The sequence below is a fragment of the Acinetobacter sp. R933-2 genome (assembly GCF_030325485.1).
GTDB lineage: Bacteria > Pseudomonadota > Gammaproteobacteria > Pseudomonadales > Moraxellaceae > Acinetobacter > Acinetobacter sichuanensis.
Window position 1 is genome coordinate 1 of record NZ_JACAIJ010000047.1, and the last position, 1,738, is coordinate 1,738.

Below are 1,738 nucleotides of genomic sequence, written 5' to 3' on the forward strand. Positions count from 1 at the left end.
CCATGAAGTGCCTGCCTGCGTCTGTTAGCCGAACGCCCCGCGCATGGCGCTCAAATAGCAGGACACCAAGGTTATCCTCCAGCGCTTTCACACGCGCGCTGACGCTCGACTAGCTGATACCAAGTGCCTTGGCCGCATGCCGAAAATTCAGATGCTCGGCGACGGCGATGAACTGAACAAGGGAAATGAGCGGTATCCTGCCAGACAGGATACCGACATTCACGAGGTTTCGATGGTTAGTGCGCCGCATCGGAGCGGGCCTGCTACCAGTCGTCGGTTAGACGACTGGCGACTTCTCGGTGGCAGCCCCACGGAGCCGAAGGAGCACCAGCCCCAACGAAACCAGTACCGCCATCGCCGTGGCGTAACAGATCACGGGCCACGCTGTGTCACCGTTTAAAAGTGCCACCGCCAATGTCCCGACAATGCTGACTATCAGGCTTTGAACGCAGAAGTAGAACGCGACCGCTGATCCCGCGATGTCGTCGAACTCTGCCAAAGCGCCGTTCGCGGTAACGGACACCGTGAAGACAATACCGACCGCGACAACCCACATCGGTAGGATGAAGGTGAGGAATGACGGCGAGCCGTAAAGTTCGCCGATCCCCAACAGGACCGCTCCGCAAACAAGCAACGCCATCCCACGCGCCACGCATCCTGCGATGCCCCATCTGGCGACAAAGGACTTCGCGAAACGGGTTGTCACGATCATTACAAGCGCGACAGTGGCGAAGGCAAAGCTGAATCCGATCTCGGAATATTCCGCTTGGCCTATGAGCACACGGGGAGCCGTCGAGAAGAAGACGAAGTAGGTGCCCATACCGGCGCTAAAGCCGACAGTGTAAACCCAAAAAGCCGGACTCGCGAAGATCGGCAAGACAGATCGGCGCGTCTTGACTTGATCCAGAGGGCGGGTTTCGTGCCACCTGAAACCCGCATTTAGGAGTGCGAGCATCGCCAGTATAGCCAAAGTAATGAATATCGCCTGCCATCCCAAGAACTCGCCGATCAATACTCCGGCGATAGGGCCGAGCGCAGGCACGAACGCCAGCATCGAACTGAAAAGGCCGTAGATGACGACACCCTCAGGACGGTTGGCATAAACGTCGCGAACCGTCGCGAACGTCGCCACCAGCATGGCCGACGCGCCCACTGCTTGAAGTAGACGGAAAGCGACAAAGGCCGGTGCAGTTGAAGACCAAGCTGCTCCCAGAGACGCAATGACGAAAGCCGTTGCGCCCGCAAGTAGAATTGGCCGTCGCCCGATTCTGTCTGAGAGCGGACCAAAAATCACCTGGCCCACGCCGAGCATCACCATATAGAGGCTCAACGTGAGTTGGATCATAGCGGGCGTCGTGTTCAGGATGCCGGGCATCGCTGGAACGACAGGGAGATAAATATCCATCGCCAGTGAAGCGAGGATGTCGAAAGGAGCCATCAGCAGCAGTGCTGCCGGCAGCGTATAGGCCCACGCGGGGCGTGTGGTGGTCATGACGAATCAACCCTCGATTAAGGAATACCGGGCGACGTCTGCTCGTCAGCAATCAGATGAGACTAGCCTTACAGAGCGCCGCAACAACAATACTGGTTGTTGCGGCTTACTTGTCTGCTGACTTGGAATTTCCCATCTGATTACTCCACGCTTACGAATATGAATTGCTACATTTTATCCGATTATCTTTTGCTTCGCAATGCGGCATGGGCGCACTCAGCGTTCCAGCCCCCTCTGCCGCCCTAA

1 protein-coding gene and 1 pseudogene are annotated in these 1,738 nt (G+C 57.2%); both read right to left on the reverse strand.

Features of this window, described 5'->3' with window-relative positions; translation table 11 throughout:
• Positions 1-97: pseudogene (locus HX005_RS19710) on the reverse strand (LysR family transcriptional regulator); the annotation flags it as partial.
• Between the two features lie 180 nt (positions 98-277).
• Positions 278-1,492: a chloramphenicol/florfenicol efflux MFS transporter FloR gene (floR, locus tag HX005_RS19470; RefSeq protein ID WP_000214122.1), complete on the reverse strand. Its 1,215-nt coding sequence runs from the start codon at positions 1,490-1,492 to the stop codon at positions 278-280.
• Positions 1,493-1,738: the final 246 nt, after the last annotated feature.